The sequence below is a fragment of the uncultured Bradyrhizobium sp. genome, assembly GCF_936928535.1.
In the GTDB taxonomy this organism is placed as follows: Bacteria; Pseudomonadota; Alphaproteobacteria; order Rhizobiales; family Xanthobacteraceae; genus Bradyrhizobium.
Window position 1 is genome coordinate 1 of record NZ_CAKZHY010000167.1, and the last position, 16,708, is coordinate 16,708.

At 62.2% G+C, this 16,708-nt stretch carries 15 protein-coding genes, 1 tRNA gene and 1 pseudogene; 5 read left to right on the forward strand and 12 right to left on the reverse strand.

The window, feature by feature from the left end; all coding sequences use genetic code 11:
• The 11 genes from Q0687_RS31310 to Q0687_RS31360 form a co-directional block, all read right to left on the reverse strand.
• Positions 1-385 (reverse strand): hypothetical protein (locus tag Q0687_RS31310; protein WP_298885477.1); only part of this gene is annotated, 385 nt, incomplete at its 3' end.
• 127 nt (positions 386-512) lie between these two features.
• Positions 513-4,637 (reverse strand): DNA-directed RNA polymerase subunit beta, encoded by a 4,125-nt coding sequence (gene rpoB / locus Q0687_RS31315; protein ID WP_298885479.1) that lies wholly within the window; start codon positions 4,635-4,637, stop codon positions 513-515.
• A 474-nt stretch (positions 4,638-5,111) separates the two neighbouring features.
• The gene (rplL, locus tag Q0687_RS31320) at positions 5,112-5,489 is read right to left on the reverse strand and encodes a 50S ribosomal protein L7/L12 (protein ID WP_298885480.1); all 378 of its coding nucleotides are present in this window, start codon (positions 5,487-5,489) and stop codon (positions 5,112-5,114) included.
• 54 nt (positions 5,490-5,543) lie between these two features.
• Entirely contained in the window at positions 5,544-6,062 is a 519-nt protein-coding gene (gene rplJ / locus Q0687_RS31325) for a 50S ribosomal protein L10 (protein WP_298885482.1), read from the reverse strand.
• A 579-nt stretch (positions 6,063-6,641) separates the two neighbouring features.
• On the reverse strand, positions 6,642-7,595 hold the full coding sequence (locus tag Q0687_RS31330; RefSeq protein ID WP_298885484.1) for a 2-hydroxyacid dehydrogenase: 954 nt from the start codon (positions 7,593-7,595) through the stop codon (positions 6,642-6,644).
• Between the two features lie 89 nt (positions 7,596-7,684).
• Positions 7,685-8,377, reverse strand: coding sequence for a 50S ribosomal protein L1 (gene rplA, locus Q0687_RS31335; protein WP_128951210.1), 693 nt, complete (start codon positions 8,375-8,377; stop codon positions 7,685-7,687).
• 6 nt (positions 8,378-8,383) lie between these two features.
• Positions 8,384-8,812, reverse strand: coding sequence for a 50S ribosomal protein L11 (gene rplK, locus Q0687_RS31340; RefSeq protein ID WP_011088164.1), 429 nt, complete (start codon positions 8,810-8,812; stop codon positions 8,384-8,386).
• Between the two features lie 130 nt (positions 8,813-8,942).
• Positions 8,943-9,500 carry a transcription termination/antitermination protein NusG gene (gene nusG, locus Q0687_RS31345; RefSeq protein WP_015685389.1) on the reverse strand — a complete coding sequence of 186 codons (558 nt, stop codon included), beginning with the start codon at positions 9,498-9,500 and terminating at the stop codon, positions 8,943-8,945.
• On the reverse strand, positions 9,500-9,691 hold the full coding sequence (secE, locus tag Q0687_RS31350; RefSeq protein ID WP_007611620.1) for a preprotein translocase subunit SecE: 192 nt from the start codon (positions 9,689-9,691) through the stop codon (positions 9,500-9,502). Before secE ends, nusG begins: the two co-directional genes overlap by 1 nt.
• Positions 9,692-9,975: 284 nt before the next feature.
• Positions 9,976-11,247 (reverse strand): class I SAM-dependent methyltransferase, encoded by a 1,272-nt coding sequence (locus Q0687_RS31355; RefSeq protein ID WP_298885502.1) that lies wholly within the window; start codon positions 11,245-11,247, stop codon positions 9,976-9,978.
• A gap of 77 nt (positions 11,248-11,324) precedes the next feature.
• Positions 11,325-11,966 (reverse strand): SIS domain-containing protein, encoded by a 642-nt coding sequence (locus Q0687_RS31360; protein WP_298885504.1) that lies wholly within the window; start codon positions 11,964-11,966, stop codon positions 11,325-11,327.
• A 158-nt stretch (positions 11,967-12,124) separates the two neighbouring features.
• On the opposite strand from Q0687_RS31360, the pseudogene Q0687_RS35910 reads away from it, so the two are divergent.
• The 5 genes and pseudogenes from Q0687_RS35910 to Q0687_RS31380 all read left to right on the forward strand — a co-directional run.
• Positions 12,125-12,247 (forward strand): annotated as a pseudogene (locus Q0687_RS35910) (SAM-dependent methyltransferase); the annotation flags it as partial.
• Positions 12,225-12,797, forward strand: a complete 573-nt coding sequence (locus Q0687_RS31365) for a WbuC family cupin fold metalloprotein (RefSeq protein ID WP_298885506.1) — start codon at positions 12,225-12,227, stop codon at positions 12,795-12,797. The pseudogene Q0687_RS35910 and the gene Q0687_RS31365, both read left to right, overlap by 23 nt.
• Positions 12,798-12,894: 97 nt before the next feature.
• Positions 12,895-14,112 carry a class I SAM-dependent methyltransferase gene (locus Q0687_RS31370; RefSeq protein ID WP_298885508.1) on the forward strand — a complete coding sequence of 406 codons (1,218 nt, stop codon included), beginning with the start codon at positions 12,895-12,897 and terminating at the stop codon, positions 14,110-14,112.
• Positions 14,084-15,310 carry a class I SAM-dependent methyltransferase gene (locus Q0687_RS31375; RefSeq protein ID WP_298885509.1) on the forward strand — a complete coding sequence of 409 codons (1,227 nt, stop codon included), beginning with the start codon at positions 14,084-14,086 and terminating at the stop codon, positions 15,308-15,310. Before Q0687_RS31370 ends, Q0687_RS31375 begins: the two co-directional genes overlap by 29 nt.
• Before the next feature lie 3 nt (positions 15,311-15,313).
• Positions 15,314-16,348, forward strand: a complete 1,035-nt coding sequence (locus tag Q0687_RS31380) for a Gfo/Idh/MocA family oxidoreductase (RefSeq protein ID WP_298885510.1) — start codon at positions 15,314-15,316, stop codon at positions 16,346-16,348.
• A 140-nt stretch (positions 16,349-16,488) separates the two neighbouring features.
• Here Q0687_RS31380 and Q0687_RS31385 read toward each other — a convergent pair.
• Positions 16,489-16,564 (reverse strand) — tRNA-Trp (locus Q0687_RS31385).
• Positions 16,565-16,708 lie beyond the last annotated feature (144 nt).

The window sequence follows — 16,708 nt, forward strand, 5'->3', positions numbered from 1 at the left end:
GCAGGAGGCCGATGCGCGAGGGCAGCGACTTCAGGAACCAGATGTGGGCAACGGGCGCAGCGAGCTCGATATGGCCCATGCGCTCGCGCCGGACGCGCGAAAGCGTGACCTCGACCGAGCACTTCTCGCAGATGATGCCCTTGTACTTCATGCGCTTGTACTTGCCGCACAAGCACTCGTAGTCCTTGATCGGCCCGAAGATGCGGGCGCAGAACAGGCCGTCGCGCTCGGGCTTGAAGGTACGGTAGTTGATGGTCTCCGGCTTCTTGATCTCGCCGTAGGACCAGGACAGAATCTTCTCCGGTGACGCGATCGAGATCCGGATCTGGTCGAAGACCTGAGCCGGCGTCGTCGGGTTAAAGAGATTCATAATTTCTTGGTTCATCGTCTTCTCCTCGCGTACCGGTCGCCTCCGGCCGCAAATTCGAAAATCACTTAAGCGGGGCGCCCTGCCCTCAAGGCATCGGGAGGGGCGCCAATGCCCGGCCGCGAAGGCCGGGCATGAAAGGTCGTTACTCGGCCGCTTCCGACGTTGGCGCCGGACCCACCTTGGAATTGTGCAGGTCGACGTTGAGGCCGAGCGAGCGCATTTCCTTGACCAGCACGTTGAACGATTCCGGAATACCGGCCTCGAAGGTGTCGTCGCCACGCACGATCGCCTCGTACACCTTGGTACGGCCCGCGACGTCGTCCGACTTCACGGTCAGCATTTCCTGGAGCGTGTAGGCCGCGCCGTAAGCTTCGAGCGCCCACACCTCCATTTCGCCGAAACGCTGGCCGCCGAACTGCGCCTTGCCGCCCAGCGGCTGCTGGGTGACGAGCGAGTACGGTCCGATCGAACGCGCGTGGATCTTGTCGTCCACGAGATGGTGAAGCTTGAGCATATAGATGTAGCCCACCGTCACCTTGCGATCGAACGCATCGCCAGTGCGGCCGTCGTAGACGGTCGACTGACCCGACGCATCGAGACCCGCGAGCTTCAGCATCTCCTCGATGTCGGTCTCCTTGGCGCCATCGAACACCGGCGTTGCGATCGGCACGCCGCGGCTCAGATTGTGGCCGAGTTCAAGCAGCTCGTTGTCGTTGAGCGTCTTGATGGTCTCGTCCTCGCCGTAGACCTTCTTCAAGGTTTCCTTCAGCGGCTTGATGTCCTGCTTCGACAGGTACGCATCGACCGTCTGGCCGATACGCTTGCCGAGGCCGGCGCAAGCCCAGCCGAGATGCGTCTCGAGGATCTGTCCGACGTTCATGCGCGAGGGCACGCCCAGCGGATTGAGCACGATGTCGGCGTGCGTGCCGTCCTCGAGGAACGGCATGTCCTCGATCGGCACGATCTTCGACACCACGCCCTTGTTGCCGTGGCGGCCGGCCATCTTGTCGCCGGGCTGGATCTTGCGCTTCACCGCGACGAAGACCTTGACCATCTTCATCACGCCAGGCGGCAATTCGTCACCGCGCTGAAGCTTCTCGACCTTGTCGAGGAAGCGCTGCTCGAGCCCCTTCTTCGACTCGTCGTACTGCTTCCGCATGGCCTCGATCTCGGCCATCAGCTTGTCGTTCGGCGAAGCGAACAGCCACCACTGCGACTTCGGATACTCCTCGAGCACCGCACGGGTGATCTTGGTGTCCTTCTTGAAGCCCTTGGGACCGGCAATGCCCTGCCGCCCCTCGAGGAGCTCGGCAAGACGGTTGTAGACGTTGCGGTCCAGGATCGCCTGCTCGTCGTCGCGGTCCTTGGCCAGACGCTCGATCTCTTCCCGCTCGATCGCCAGCGCACGCTCGTCCTTGTCGACGCCGTGGCGGTTGAACACGCGGACTTCCACGATCGTGCCCTGCACGCCCGGAGGAACGCGCAGCGAGGTGTCGCGAACGTCGGAGGCCTTTTCACCGAAGATGGCGCGCAGCAACTTTTCTTCCGGCGTCATCGGGCTTTCGCCCTTCGGCGTGATCTTGCCGACCAGGATGTCGCCGGCGCGAACTTCCGCACCGATGTAGACGATACCGGCTTCATCGAGGTTCTTCAGCGCTTCTTCCGAAACGTTCGGAATGTCGCGGGTGATTTCCTCGGGTCCGAGCTTGGTGTCGCGGGCCATCACCTCGAATTCTTCGATATGAATTGAGGTAAACACGTCTTCCTTCACGATCCGCTCGGAGAGCAGGATCGAGTCTTCGAAGTTGTAGCCGTTCCACGGCATGAAGGCGACGAGCACGTTGCGCCCGAGAGCGAGCTCACCGAGATCGGTCGACGGACCGTCCGCGATGATGTCGCCCTTCTTGACGATGTCGCCGACCTTCACCAGCGGACGCTGATTGATGCAGGTCGACTGGTTCGAGCGCTGGTACTTCATCAGCCGGTAGATATCGACGCCCGACTTGGTCGGATCGAGATCTTCGGTGGCGCGGATGACGACGCGGGTCGCGTCGATCTGGTCGATCACGCCCGAACGGCGCGCCGCGATCGCAGCGCCCGAGTCACGCGCAACCACGCCTTCCATGCCGGTGCCGACGAACGGCGCCTCGGCGCGAACCAGCGGCACCGCCTGGCGCTGCATGTTCGAGCCCATCAGCGCGCGGTTGGCGTCGTCGTTCTCGAGGAACGGGATCAGGGCTGCGGCGACCGAAACGAGCTGCTTCGGCGACACGTCCATGTAGTCGACCTTGTCGGGCGTCATCGGCACGACGTCGCGGGTGCCGCTGGCGCGGCAGACCACGAGATCTTCGGTGAAGCGGCCCTTGGCATCGACCGGCACGTTGGCCTGCGCGACCGAGTAGCGGCCTTCTTCCATCGCCGAGAGGTACACGACCTCGTCGGTAACGCGGCCATCCTTGACCTTTCGATACGGGGTCTCGACGAAGCCGTACTTGTTCACGCGCGCGAAGGTGGCGAGCGAGTTGATCAGACCGATGTTCGGACCTTCCGGCGTCTCGATCGGGCAGATGCGGCCGTAATGCGTCGGATGCACGTCGCGCACCTCGAAGCCGGCGCGCTCGCGGGTCAGACCGCCCGGTCCAAGCGCCGACAGGCGGCGCTTGTGGGTGATCTCGCTGAGCGGATTGGTCTGGTCCATGAACTGCGACAGCTGCGAGGAGCCGAAGAACTCGCGCACGGCGGCAGCCGCCGGCTTGGCGTTGATCAGGTCCTGCGGCATGACCGTGTCGATATCGACCGAGGACATGCGCTCCTTGATCGCGCGCTCCATGCGGAGGAGGCCGATGCGGTACTGGTTCTCCATGAGCTCGCCGACCGAGCGTACACGACGGTTGCCGAGATGGTCGATGTCGTCGATCTCGCCCTTGCCGTCGCGCAGGTCCACCAGCGTCTTGATGACGCACAGGATGTCTTCCTTGCGCAGCGTGCGCTGGGTGTCGGGCGCATCGAGGTCGAGACGCATGTTCATCTTGACGCGGCCGACCGCAGAGAGGTCGTAACGCTCGGCGTCGAAGAACAGCGACTGGAACATCGCCTGCGCCGAATCCAGCGTCGGCGGCTCGCCCGGACGCATCACGCGGTAGATGTCGAACAGCGCGTCTTCACGCGTCATGTTCTTGTCGGCCGAGAGCGTGTTGCGGATATAGGCGCCGACATTGACGTGGTCGATGTCGAGCAGCGGAAGCTCCTTGTAGCCGTGCTCGTTGAGGACCTTCATCGACTTGTCGGTGATTTCCTCACCGGCTTCGGCGTGGATCTCGCCAGTCTTCGGGTTGACGAGGTCCTCGGCGAGGTAGTTGCCGACGAGCTCCTCGTCCGACAAGCGCAGCGCCTTGAGCCCCTTCTCCTGGAGCTGGCGGGCGGCACGAACGGTGAGCTTCTTGCCGGCCTCGAGCACGACCTTGCCGGTATCGGCGTCGATCAGGTCATTGATGGTCGAGTAACCGCGGAAACGGTTGGCGTCGAACGGAACGCGCCAGCCTTCCTTGGTCCGCTTGTAGAGGATCTTCTTGTAGAACGTGGACAGGATCGCCTCGCCGTCGAGGCCGAGGGCGAACATCAGCGACGTCACCGGAATCTTGCGGCGACGGTCGATACGCGCATAGACGATGTCCTTGGCGTCGAACTCGATGTCGAGCCAGGAGCCGCGATACGGGATCACGCGGGCAGCGAACAGCAGCTTGCCCGACGAATGGGTCTTGCCCTTGTCGTGGTCGAAGAACACGCCCGGCGAACGGTGCATCTGCGAAACGATGACGCGCTCGGTGCCGTTCACGATGAAGGTGCCGTTCATCGTCATGAGCGGAATGTCGCCCATGTAGACGTCCTGCTCCTTGATGTCCTTGACGGACTTCGCGCCGGTTTCTTCATCGATATCGAACACGATGAGGCGCAGCGTCACCTTGAGGGGGGCCGCGAAGGTCATGCCGCGCTGGCGGCACTCGTCGACGTCGTACTTGGGCTGCTCGAACTCGTAGCGGACGAACTCCAGCATCGAGGTGCCCGAGAAGTCGGAAATCGGGAACACGGAACGGAACACAGCCTGCAGGCCCTCGTCGAGGCGCCCGCCCGCGGGTTCATCGACCATCAGGAACTGGTCATAGGACGCCTTCTGAACCTCGATGAGGTTCGGCATCTCGGCGACTTCCTTGATGTGTCCGAAAAACTTGCGAACGCGTTTGCGACCGGTGAATGTCTGCTGCGCCATCGTGGCCTCTCATTTTCGTCGCCCGCTCTGGGCGAACCGTCCGGAACGCGGCTGCCGCCGCTCCCCGGGTTGAATTTTTCGAACCCGTTTTGGGGAACCGAAAATCCAGTTTCAGGCCGTCATGTCCTGAATCTGTTATTCAGACCTTCAAAACGCAAAACGACGCGCGGGGCGCATAGGCACGCCCGCCCGTCACAACCATCGTCTTCACGGACTGCAAAAGCCCGAAATAGCCTGCTCTCCCAACGGCTTACAGGGAAATCCGGAATCCCCGCCCACCGCGCTTTCGTGCTGCCGACCCGATATGGGGCGACAATAGTGCAGATTCGAGGGGTAAACCCTCAAATCCCCACACGTTTTCGTGTTTGGCCTGCGTCGGGACGATCCGTCGCACGCCTTTTGCATCAGGCCGCCCTCTTCCGGGGCGGACCAAGGTCCCGGGCCTCAACCCGGAACCCTGCCCGTAAGCGCTGCTTACTTGAGCTCGACCTTGGCGCCAGCCTTCTCGACCTGGGCCTTGATCTTCTCGGCTTCTTCCTTGTTCACGCCTTCCTTCAGCGGCTTCGGAGCACCCTCAACGAGGTCCTTTGCTTCCTTGAGGCCGAGACCGGTGATCGCGCGGACTTCCTTGATGACCTCGATCTTCTTCTCGCCGGCAGAGGCGAGAACGACCGTGAACTCGGTCTTCTCTTCCACCGGAGCGGCGGCAGCGCCACCACCAGCCGGGCCGGCCACGGCGACAGCCGCGGCAGCCGAAACGCCCCACTTCTCTTCGAGGAGCTTCGCGAGTTCGGCAGCTTCGAGCACGGTGAGGCTCGAGAGGTCGTCAACGATCTTCTGCAAGTCAGCCATTGTTCAGTTTCCTTGAGTGTAAGTCTGGTTCGGGTTTGAGTTTTGCGAAGGGCGTCAGGCCGCTTCGCCCTTTGAGGCATGAGCCTGGATGACGCGCGCGAGCTTACCCGCGGGCGCATTGGCGAGCTGAGCGAGCTTGGTCGCCGGGGCCACAAGCAGGCCGACGATCTTGGCGCGCAGTTCATCAAGCGACGGCAGCGAGGCAAGCGCCTTCACGCCGTCGACATTCAGGACGGTCTTTCCCATCGAGCCGCCGATGATGACGAACTTTTCGTTCGCCTTGGCGAATTCGATGGCGACCTTTGGCGCCGCTACCGGATCGTTCGAAGTGGCGATCACGGTCGGTCCCTTCAGCATGGGGCCGATGGCAACGACGTCAGTGCCTTCAAGAGCAATTTTGGCGAGACGGTTCTTCGAGACCTTCACCGAGGCGCCAGCCTGCTTCATCTGCATGCGCAGCTTCTGCATCTGGGCAACGGTCAGGCCGGAATATTGGGCAACGACCGCGACGCTCGTGGTCTTGAAGACCCCATTGAGCTGTTCGACCGCTTCCTTTTTTGCCGCTCGTTCCACAGCAAGCTCTTTCCGGTTGGCGGTCATCGCAAAAGCGGGACCGCCGGGTTGCACCCATCGCCCCACCCAAAACCTGAACCTCAGGGCCAAAACCCTTCGGACACGCGCCGGGCGAGACGACAATTCAAAGCCTGCCCTCCGGGAGCCCAAGGGCCCACGGCGTGTCGAGGTCCGAACCAGACCCGTTCCGCAACCACCTTAAGGTGGAAGGCGAAGTGAAATCCGGTCTTCACCCGTCTATGCAGGCCATGCGATTAAGCCGTTGAGAAATCGAAATTTCCCGCAGGCGCCTGCAGTCTTGGACAGGACAAGGTCAGCCGGCGAACCGCCTGACCTTTGCCCGCATCCCACCGGCCGATGGATTTTCCTTCCTTTTTCGGGCAAATCCTTGCGGACGTCCTGAAAAGGAATGATCTCCTGTCTGTCGGGTTTTCGGAATGCGTGCACGCACGCGCCAGCCAAGGCCGGCACGTCCAGAAGCGGTTCTTTAACCGCTCTCTGCCGGATTGCCAAGAGCAAAATTCACACCAGTTCCAATCCGTTGCTGGTCCTGGATGATCCGGGCCGACAAGGGCCGATTCAGGCCGATTTGACCTGATAAGGCAGCGGCTTGCCCTCGAAATACGCGGTGAGGTTCGCCAGCACGCAGTTCTGCATGGCGACGTGCGATTCGAGGGTATGGCCGCCGATATGCGGCGCAAACACGACGTTCGGTAGCGACGTCAGTGCGTCGGGGGCGTGCGGTTCCTTCTCGAAGACGTCGAGGCCGGCGCCGGCGATGGTCTTGTCGGTCAAGGCCGCGACCAGCGCGTTCTGGTCGATGACCGAGCCCCGCGAAATATTGACGACATAACCGTCCTTGCCGAGATGCCCCAAGATATCGGCGTTGACGACGTGCTGGGTGTCGGCCCCTGCCCGGACCGCGATCATCAGCACGCTGCACCAGTCGGCCAGGGCCTCCAAAGTCGGGAAATATTGATAGGGCAGATCGTACCTGGTGCGGCTGAAATAGCCGACCTCGCTCTCGAAAGCGGCACAGCGCGCGGCGATCTTGCGGCCGATCTCGCCCATGCCATAGACGCCGATGCGGCGGCCGGGCATGCCGGCTTGCGGGCGCATCATCGGCGACTGTTTCGAAGCGGCCCAATCGCCGCTGCGGACATATTGGTCGGCCACCAAAATCCGCCGCGTCGTCGCCAGCATCAGCGTCATCGCGATATCGGCGACCGAGGCTGCATTGGCCCCCGGGCTGTGGCCGACCGCGATGTTGCGCGCTGCTGCGGCTTTCAGGTCGACGCCGTCAAAGCCGGTGCCGTAGCAGACGATCGCACCGAGCTTTGGAAACAGGTCCATCGCCTCGGCACCCAATGGCGAGCCGCCGGCGGTGAGCAACGCGCGGATGCCGCCAAGCTGGTCCGCCGAAAACACCTCGCGCGTCGGCTTGCCGCCGGTGTCGAGCAACTCGAACCGCTCGGCGAAGCGGGCCATCATTGTCTTGGGAAAGCGCGAGTAGACCAGGACCTTGTCAGCCATTGTTCTTGTTTCCGGTGAATGCCGCCCACAAACGACGAGGGGCGGAATCGGTTGCCCGATCCGCCCCTCGCCTCATGCAATTTCCAGACTTAGCCGAGAATGGTGCCCGGCTCGACCTTCACGCCCGGCCCCATCGTCGAGGACACCGCAACGCGCTGGATGTAGGTACCCTTGGAGCCAGCCGGCTTCGCCTTCGCGACTGCGTCAGCGAGAGCCTTGATGTTCTCGACCAGCTTCTCCTCGGAGAACGAGGCCTTGCCGACGCCGGCCTGCAGAATGCCGGCCTTCTCGACGCGGAACTCGACCGAGCCGCCCTTGGCACCCTTCACCGCACCGGTGACGTCCATGGTCACGGTACCGATCTTCGGGTTCGGCATCAGGCCGCGCGGGCCGAGCACCTTACCGAGACGGCCGACCAGCGGCATCATGTCGGGAGTGGCGATGCAGCGGTCGAAATCGATCGCGCCGTTCTGCACCTTCTCGACCAGGTCTTCGGCGCCGACGACGTCGGCACCGGCGGCCTTGGCTTCGTCAGCCTTGGCGCCGCGGGCGAACACGCCGACGCGGAGCGTACGGCCGGTGCCGTTCGGCAGGGTCACGACGCCGCGGACCATCTGGTCGGCGTGACGCGGATCGACGCCGAGATTGATCGCGACCTCGATGGTCTCGTCGAACTTCGCCTTGGCGCGTTCCTTGACCATCTTGATGGCGTCCGCGAGCGGGTAAAGCTTTTCGCGGTCAACACCTTCGCGAGCTTTGTTCAAACGCTTTCCGATTGCCATGACCGCTTACCCCGCAACTTCCAGACCCATCGAACGGGCGGAGCCCTCGACCATCTTCATGGCCGATTCGATGGTGTCGCAATTGAGATCCTTCATCTTCTTCTCGGCGATCTCGCGCACCTGCGCTTTGGTCACCTTGCCGGCCTTGTCACGGCCCGGCGCCTTCGAGCCGGACTGGATCTTGGCGGCCTGCTTGAGGAAGTAGGACATCGGCGGCGTCTTCATCTCGAAGGTGAAGGAACGGTCCGCGTAAATGGTGATGATCACCGGGATCGGGGTGTTCTTCTCTTCCTTCTGGGTCTGGGCGTTGAACGCCTTGCAGAACTCCATGATGTTGAGACCGCGCTGACCAAGCGCGGGACCGATCGGGGGCGAGGGATTCGCCGCACCGGCCGGGACCTGAAGCTTCAGGTATCCGGTCACTTTCTTTGCCATGTATCACTCCTGTTGTGCCGGCTGACGCCGGCGGTTTCAGGTTCGTGGTCTGGGTCGGATGCGGCTGGCAACCGCCCTCTCCCTCCCACGGCCTCTCTTTGCGCGAGACCGAAGTCTCACACGTACCCGGTCAGACCTTCTCGACCTGACCGAATTCCAGTTCCACGGGCGTCGCGCGACCGAAGATCGACACCGCGACCTTCACGCGCGAGCGCGCCTCGTCGATTTCCTCGACCACACCCGAGAACGAGGCGAACGGGCCGTCGGCCACACGCACGTTCTCGCCGATCTCGAACGACACCGACGCCTTCGGCCGTTCCACACCCTCCTGCACCTGGTGCAGAATGCGCATGGCCTCGGATTCCGAGATCGGCATCGGCTTGTTTTCCGCGCCGAGGAAGCCCGTGACCTTCGGCGTGTTCTTGATCAGATGAAACGCCTCGTCGGTGAGCTTCATCTTCACCAGCACATAACCCGGGAAGAACTTGCGCTCGGCGTCGATCTTGCGGCCGCGGCGCACTTCCGTGACCTTTTCGGTCGGAACCAGCACCAGCTCGAACAGCTCCTCGAGCCCGCGCTGCTTGGCCTGCTCGCGGATCGATTCGGCGACCTTCTTCTCGAAGTTCGAATAAGCGTGGACGATATACCAGCGCTTGTCGGACGATTGGGTTGCGGCGGCTGTTGCCATCAGTGAATGCCCAAAAGGAAGGTGATGAGGTAGCGGATGATCTGGTCGGCGGCGAAGAAGAAGATCGAGGCCACGGCGACCATCACGAACACCATAATGGTGGTGATCGTGGTCTCACGACGGGTCGGCCAGGTGACCTTGGCGGTCTCCGAGCGCACTTCCTGCAAGAACTTGAACGGGCTGACTGCCATCGTTTGAGACGCCAATAAAGGATTTCAGGGATCCGAACAGCCGCCTGTGGCCCAGCCCTCTGTCTCGAAGGACGAGCCGGAAAACCGGGCTCTGATGTTCGGGGATTTCAAAGCCGCGCCGGAGATCCGCGTCTAACGGGCCGGCTGCGAGTGCGGGGTATCTACTGCGGATAAGGCCAAAGGTCAAGATCGAGGGAGCTTTCCCGGCCCAATCGACCTTGCCCGGACGACCGGGCAGAGCTCAAGCCAATCAAGGGCTTATCTCTCCCCTACACGACCGCCCCTCAGACGGCGCTGTCGACCATGGAAATGCCCGGCAGCGGCACCACGAACTTTCCGCCTTCGGCGAAATAGCGGGCGTGCTTGGCCCGGATCGGGTCCACATAGCGCCAGGCGAAGACGACGACGAAGGCCGGCTTGCGCTCGTACAGCGCGGCGGGGGGCAGAATCGGAATGTCGTAGCCCGGACCAGCCATCACGCTTCCCTTCTTGGGGTCGTCGTCCACCAGGAAGTCGATCTTGTTCTCGAGGCCGAACTGCGGCAGCAGCGTCGTGGTGCCGACCGAAACGCCGTAGCCGGCGACCAATTGACCTCGCGCATGGGCGGCATCGGCCATCGCAACCAGTTCGTCGCGGATGGCGGCGATTCTCTTGACGTAGGGCGCGTAATAGGCCGGCTGATCGACGCCGAGCCGGTCCTCCTCGGCGATGAAGCGCGCAACGTCCGCCGACGGTTTCTTGGCGCCACCGGCGCGCTGAACCGTCACGCGGATCGAGCCACCCTTGGTCCAGATGTGCTGGACGTCGATCAACTCCATCCCGAGGCGGGCGAAGAAGCGCGTCAGCGGCTTGATGTTAAAATACGACAGATGCTCGTGATAGACGGTGTCGAGCAGGTTCTTCTCGGTAACGTCGACGCCGTATTGCGTCTCGAACACGAACAGCCCGTCCGGTGCGAGCACGTCGCGAACCCCGATCACCAATGGATCGAGATTGTCGACATTGGCGATCATGTTGTTGGCAATCACGACGCTGGCCGCGCCATGGCTCTTCAGGATGCGCTGGCCAATGCTGTCTGTGAAGAAATCGCCGATGGTTTCGATGCCCGCTTCGCTCGCGCGCCGCGCGATGTCGACGGCTGGATCGACGCCCAGCACCCGCATGTCGCGTTCCTTGAAGAAGCCGAGCAGCGATCCGTCGTTGCTCCCGAGCTCGACAACGAGCGAGCCCGGCGGGATCGCAAAGCGCTCGATCACGTCATTGGCGTAGCCCGCGAAATGCTCGCGCAGTCCGAGCGAGAGCGAGGTCGTATAGACATAGTTGCGGTACTGAACCTCGGGATTTCCGACATGGAGAATCTGGAGGTGGCCGCAATCCCGGCAAAGATGCAACGCCATCGGAACCGCCGCGCGGAACACCGGATCGTCGACCCTGGCATTCGGGACCTGGAAGTTTGGCGTTCCGATCGGCATGCCCGCCATCGGGACCACCAGCTCTTGCTTGTCCGAATGACACAGGCGGCAGGTGTGACGGACGTAGAACAGGTTTTTCATCATGGAACCGGAAAACGAGACATACGGGCGATGACGCAATCTCACCCGGGAAGTCAAATCGACGGCAGCAAATCAGACGGTCAGGCCGCCGGGTATTCGACCCGCCCGATGATGAGGTCGATGGCCGCCATCATCCAGAACTGATGCGTGGTCTCGACAATGTTGTAACTGCGGCTGTCCACCCAGAAATTGACGTCGCCGAGTTCGCGCAGGGGATTGTCCGCACTCATGCCCGACAGCGTGATCACCTCGAGCCTCATCGTCCGCGCCTGCTCGACGGCACGCAGGATATTCTTCGATTGCCCCGAGGAACTGATCGCCACAAGGCAATCACCCGCGCGGGCGCTCAACCGCAAGGCGTGTGCGATCCAGTCCTCGAAGCCAAAGTCGTTGGCAAGGCAGGACATCATGCTGGCGTCGCTGAAGCACAAGGCCGGCACGGACGCGTTCTTCGTCAGATCAATCGCCAGGTGCGAAGCGATTCCCGCCGAGCCTCCATTGCCGACGAATATGACCCGGCCCCCCCGCTCTCGCGTACGGAGCCAAGTCGCGCGAGTGGCGGATATGCCGGCAACGACATCGTCGTCGACCGCTGTCGCGCGGTGAAGACGCCCGACGTAGTCGTCGATGAAGGCCTTGTCGTCGACGACGGTCTGATCGTCGAGGACGCCCCTATCGTCGCGCAAGGCCTTGTAACGGGTGTCTGTGGACTCGGCAGGCATGGCAGCGGCTCGACTACATCTTGGCGTCGTGATACCGACTATTGCAGTGGATTGCAAAAGCGTCGCGTTTGTAACAGTAGCGAGTGTAGGTTTGGCACTCACGAGTTGCGATCAACGTTGGCAACGCCCGCAGGGCATCGCACCACGGAAATCCCTATGAGAAGGCGAACCTGCTCTATTGGCAGCTCACCTGCCTGAGCTTCCACGGTCCGGAGACCTGGGCCTGGATCTACGACAAATGCGGCTACCGGGGCGACCATGGGTTCATCTTCTTCGAATGACGGCCTGCGCCGGCCGACCTCGCTCCGCGCACAAAATCCGGAAGTCTATTATTCCGACGATGCCATCGTCACGGCTGACGATGCCACCATCGCCGAGCTGAAGCGCATTGCGGCAGGCAACCCGCGTCTGCGCAGCCGGCTGTGCACCCATCCCGATCCCTCGTCCGGCCTGCACGAGATGCTGATCGTGCATCACCGCGAATCCTATGTCCGGCCCCACAAGCATTTTGGCAAACCGGAATCGTTCCACGTCATCGAAGGCACCGCGCAGGTGGTGATCTTCGAGGATGACGGGCACATTCGCGACGTGCTCGAAATGGCGCCTTACGGCCAGGGCAAGCGCTGTTACTACCGGATGCCCGAACAAGTGTTCCACTCGATCCTGATCACCTCCGAGTGGCTGGTGTTTCACGAAACCACCGCCGGCCCGTTCGAGCCATCCCGCACGGCGTTTCCAGATTGGGCTCCCGATGGCGGCGACGCCGACGCGGTTCAGGATTACGTCGCGAAGATTGGTGCCCTTGCGGCAGACAGGCTGGCGCAAGGATAGATGTCGGCCAAGGATTGGTTGCAAACATCTCATTGCCGGACCCGCCTGATTCGTCGAAAATCGCCTCGTCAGGCCTACCAAATGGCGAGAATAATCAGTGACCGACCATTGCCGCCTCTGCCACTCGACGAACCTGCGTCCGGTTATTGACCTCGGACAGATGCCGATTGCCCACCGGCTGCGGCGCACCAGGGACGAGCAGGACGAGCGTTATCCGTTCGAGGTGCTGGCCTGTGGCGATTGCGGCCTGCCCCAGATCGTCAAGCCGATCGACCCCGACATTCTGTACCGGCAGTTCAACTACAATTTCAGCAGCTGGAAGCCGGAGCCTCATCAGGCCGACGAACTCGATACCATCGCCAAATTCTCGAAGTATCAATCCGTGTTCGAGATTGGATGCAACGACGGCCTGTTCATGGACAGGCTGCGCGACCGCGGCGCGAAGGTTTTGGTCGGCGTGGAGCCCAACCCGGTCTCCGGCAAGATCGCCCGCGAGCGCGGCATCAAGGTCTATGCCGACATGATCAGCCCGGCACTGTGCCACGATGCGGTCGAACAAGCCGGCAAATTCGATCTCGTCGTCTCGCGACAGGTGCTCGAACACATCGTCGATTTCGAGAACTTCTTCGCTTGTGTGAAGATCGCGCTCAGCGACGACGGGTTGCTGTTCATCGACGTGCCTGATTTCGCGCCCGGCTCCACGGCCGGCGACCTTTCAGTCCTCTGGGAGGAGCACGTCAGCTACTTCACCGAGCCGACGCTGCTTGCGCTGCTGGCGCGCCATGGTTTCGAGGCGGTATCGGTCAAGAAATACAATTTCAGTGGCGGCAGTCTCGCCATCGCCGCCCGCCGTGCCGCGGGCGCCGTGACAGCGCCGCCAGCGCCGGCCGGTGTCGGCGAGAAATTCGGTCAGCGCGCGCGGGAGTACGGCGCGCGTCTCCGCCCGATCCTCGCCAAGGCCCGCGCCAACGGCGCCGAGATCGCAATCTACGGAGCCGGCTGCCGCGCCTGCACCTTCGCGAATGCCCACGAACTCGCAGAGTTGGTCGATCTGTCGGTCGACGACCAGAAGGAGCGCCAGGGATTGTTCCTGCCCGGCACCGGGATTCCGATCCGCTCGCCGGAGGACCTCGCCGGTAGATCCGCTCCGCTGGTTTGTCTTCTCGCCGTGAACCAGGAGAACGAAGACAAGGTCAGCAACCGGCTGCGCGAAAGTTTGAAACGTCCGCTCCAGATCGTCTCGATCTTCGCGCCGTCCGACATCTGGGGCGAGCTCGACCGACTCGATGCGAACTCGGGATCGCTGCATAGCTGAGGACAAGCTCTTCAATTATTACGAGCGCCAGAACGTTCTGCCGACGTTCGGCAATTTCAAATCCTCCGCCGAGCTCGAAGCCTATGCCAACCAACGGCGCGAGCTGTTTTCGGACAAGTTAATGCTACCGCCGCGCCTGTTTCGCGATGCCGATGTATTGGAGTTCGGCCCAGATTCTGGCGAGAACGCGCTGGTGTTTGCCGGCTGGGGCGCGAACATGACGCTCGCCGAGCCGAACCGGCATGCGCACGAGAAAATTCAGGCTTACTTCGCGCACTTCAACCAAACGTCACGTCTGCGAGCGCTCGTCTTGTCGGATGTCGAGGGATTCCAAAGTGATCGTCGCTTCGACGTCATCGATGCCGAAGGATTCATCTACACTGTGCAGCCGACTAAAAATTGGCTGGGAGTCTTTCACCGGCTGCTCAATCCGGACGGTTACGCCGTCGTGTCCTACTACGAGCGCTACGGTGGCTTCTTCGAGCTCGCGCTCAAGGCGATCTACTCGGCCGGCAAGGCGCTGACGAGCCGCCCAGCGCTCGAAACCGCGAAGACGCTGTTCGAAGCGAAGTGGGACAGCATTCCACACACTCGCGGCTTCGAATCCTGGGCGATGGACGTGCTCGACAACCCTTTCGTCCGTTACCGCTACTTCCTCGACGCGGCGGCCTTGTGCACGGCCGCGCAGGGTCAGGGATTTGACATCCATTCTGCGTGGCCATCTTACCGCGACAGTCTCGACGTCTACTGGCACAAAAAGGTCCTGACGAGCGACGAGAAGCTGCTCCGCGCGACGCGTCATCTCGATCGCAGCCGCCTGAGCTTCCTAAGTGGACGCAAGCTCTATTTGATTGGCAAGCCCGAAGCGGTGAGCGCGATCTCGACTTCGATCGAAGCGCTGGTTCACGATGTCGATAGAATGATCGACGATCCCTTCGGCGACAGCCTGCCGCGCGTGATCGCGAAGCTCGCGTCGCTATGCGCGACGATCCGAGGCACCGAGATTCTCGTCGACGACCAGCCAGACCTCGGGGCCTTGATTGCGACGCTCGAGAGCTTCCGTCGTATCTTCTGCGCAATCGAGCAGCGGAATATGACAGGGATCACCGCACTCACCCAATCGGACCAAGCGTTCATTAACACCTGGGGACAGCCTGCGCATTTCCTCGTCATCCGGAAGCACGCCGAGGAGATGTAGCACGTGAGGCCAGGCATAGGGATTATCGGGACGGGCATGGTCGGCCAGATGTGCCACCTTGCCAATTTTGCCGCCAATCCCGACTGTCGCGTCGTTGCGATCGCAGATCTCCGGCCTGAGCTCGCCGCCGCAGCGGCACGGAAATTCGGCGTCTCGCGAATATACGGCACACACCACGAGCTGCTCGCGGACCGCGAGGTCTCCGCCGTCGTCGTCGCGACGAAGCGTCGCGCGACCGGCCCGATCGTCCTGGATGCTCTCGACAGCGGCCGGCACGTGTTGTCAGAAAAGCCGATGGCTTACACGACGGTCCAGGCTACGTCCCTGGTCGAAGCCGCGCGGCGACAAGGTCTCATCTACGCGATTGGCTACATGAAGCGTCATGATGCCGGCGTGACGCGCGCGCTGGCTGAGCTCACGCGTCTTCAAACGGATCAGTCTCTCGGACGTATCACCGGCGCACGAGGCTGGTGCTTCGCCGGCAAAACCGGCGGATCGCACGACACTTTTGTGATGACCGGTGAGCCGCGCCCGGACGGGCTCGAGCTCTGGCAGGACGGTCCGGATTGGATGCCGGCAGCGCTACGGTCAGGCTATGACACCTTCCTGAACGTCTTCAGCCACATCATCAATCTGACGCGCTATCTCCTAGGACCCTCGCCGGAAGTCGCGGACGGTAAGGTCGATCCCTCGGGGAGCGCGCGCGTCACGCTCGACTACGGCGGCATCCCTTGCGTGCTGGAACTCGCGAACGGATCCGAGAGGACTTGGGACGAAGGCCTGACGATCGATTTCGAGCGCGGCGCCCTGACCATCGAACTGCCCGCTCCTTTTGCCGAGGAAGAGGCGCAGATCATCCTCGATCAGGATGGTCATCGCACGCAGCTGGCGCGCGGGAGCAGTTGGGCCTTTCGCCGTCAGGCCGATGCATTCGTCTCCGACCTCATCGCACGCCGGACACCTCTTGCCTCCGGCTCGGATTCGATCGCCGACATCGCACTCTCAGAGACGATCTGGAGGCGGAGCGTCTTCGGGTAGCCCCGGGCCATCGAGCGGAAGAATGCCAGCGATCATGGGAGGACGGTCCCCTGCGGCATCAGTGTGCCAGAATTGGGGTTGCCACACACCGCGGCTAGTAGCCTGGTTCAGTAGACTTTTTGCTAAGTCGTTGATTTCGCTGGCAGGAGTGGCAGGGCTCGAACCTGCGACCCCCGGTTTTGGAGACCGGTGCTCTACCAATTGAGCTACACTCCTACGAACCTGCGTCGCCGCGGCTCAGGGGCGCTTTCAAGCACAGGGGACGACCGGATTGCAAGGGAGAAGCGCATTGGGGCCGCTTGTTCACAGCGCAGCTTCTGGGCCACTGTCGCTCCGGAACGACAAGAAACACACCGGGAG